This is a genomic window from Catenulispora yoronensis (assembly GCF_039531695.1).
GTDB lineage: Bacteria > Actinomycetota > Actinomycetes > Streptomycetales > Catenulisporaceae > Catenulispora > Catenulispora yoronensis.
The window spans coordinates 1-1,654 of the sequence record NZ_BAAAQN010000134.1; the positions used below are offsets into that span (position 1 = coordinate 1).

Annotated in this window: 2 protein-coding genes; both read left to right on the plus strand. The window is 76.1% G+C overall.

What is annotated here, in order from left to right; all coding sequences use genetic code 11:
• Positions 1–325, plus strand: a 325-nt coding sequence (locus tag ABD481_RS46325; RefSeq protein ID WP_344672312.1) for an FHA domain-containing protein FhaB/FipA, incomplete at its 5' end; no start/stop codon positions are given.
• A 19-nt stretch (positions 326–344) separates the two neighbouring features.
• Positions 345–1,654 (plus strand): PP2C family protein-serine/threonine phosphatase (locus ABD481_RS46330; protein WP_425559443.1); only part of this gene is annotated, 1,310 nt, incomplete at its 3' end.

Consider the following 1,654-nt stretch of genomic DNA (forward strand, 5'->3'; position numbering starts at 1 on the left):
CCCCGGCCAGCGCCGCGGCGGCGCGCCCCTGCCCACCCGCCTGGTGGTGGTCGGCGGCTCGCTGGCCGGCACCACGGTGAACATCACCAGCGGCCAACAGGTCACGATGGGCCGCGCCCACGACTCGACCATCGTGCTCGACGACGACTACGCCTCCAGCCGGCACGCCCGGCTCTACCCGGACGCCTCCGGACAGTGGATAGTCGAGGACCTGGGCTCCACCAACGGCACCTTCCTGGGGCAGACGAAGCTGAACGCGCCCACCGTGGCGGCGATCGGCGTCCCGATCCGCATCGGCAAGACCGTGCTCGAATTGCGCGCATAGGGATAAGGAGAGGTGCCAGATGGCTCTAGTGCTCAGGTACGCGATCCGCTCCCATGTCGGGCTGATCCGGGAGGGCAACGAGGACTCCGGCTACGCCGGCCCGCGTCTGCTGGCGATCGCCGACGGCATGGGCGGCGCCGCGGCCGGTGAGCTGGCCAGCGCCGTGGTGATGGCCACGGTGGCGCGGCTGGACGGGGCGCCGGGCGACCCGCCCGGCGGTGCCGACCTGTCCGCCACCGGCGAGTCGCCGGTGCTCGGCCCCGGCGGCCAGCCGCGCTCCGGCCCCCCTGGCGCCCCCGGCGCGCCCGGTGGCCCGGGGGTACCGAACGCCTCCCCGGCCGAGGAGACGCTGCACATCTCCCCGCACGACATCGCCGCGCACGAGCCCGGCCCGCGCTCCACGCCGGACCCGACGCTCGGCGAGCCGGACCTGGCGCTGCTCGGCGGCGCCGTGGTGGCCGCCAACGAGCGGCTGCGGGCGATCGTGGTGGAGCGCCCGGAGCTGGAGGGCATGGGCACCACGCTGACCGCGATGCTGTGGTCCGGCGGCCGGTTCGGCATGGTGCACGTCGGCGACTCCCGGGCCTACCGGCTGCGCGACGGCCTGCTGGAGCAGATGACCGCCGACCACACCTGGGTGCAGCGGCTGATCGACGAGGGCCGGATCACCGAGGAGGAGGCCGGCCACCATCCGCAGCGCTCGCTGCTGATGCGGGTCCTGGACGGCCGCACCCAGGTCGAGGCCGACATCGGCACCTTCGACGCCTACGCCGGCGACCGCTACCTGCTGTGCTCCGACGGGCTGTCCGGCTTCGTCTCCCAGGAGACCCTGGCCGAGACCCTGGCCTCCTACCAGGACCCGCAGCAGGCGGTGGACGCGCTGATCGAGCTGGCGCTGCGGGCCGGCGGCCCGGACAACATCACCTGCATCGTCGCCGACACCCTGGACGACGGCGTGATCCCGGGCGCCAGCCCGAACGAGGCCACCCAGATGCTGGGCTCGCTGACCCCGGTGGTGGTGGGCGCGGCCAGCGAGGGCGTGGACCGGCTGCCGCGGTTCCAGACCCCGGCGGCCGGCGGCGGCCCGGGCGGCGACGGCGTCCCGCAGGACGACTTCCCGCAGAACCACCCGGCCGGGCGCGCCGCGCGGCTGCGCCCGCGCCGCAACCAGCAGCACCAGCAGGCCGCCGGTGGCGCCGAGCCGCATCCCGGCGGGCCGCTGGCCACCGCGCCCCCGCAGTTCGACCCGGCGGCCCAGGCCGCCGAGCTGGAATCGGTGCCGGGCCAGCGCGAGTCCGGCCGGCGCCGCGGCCCGGAGCCCGGGGCCGG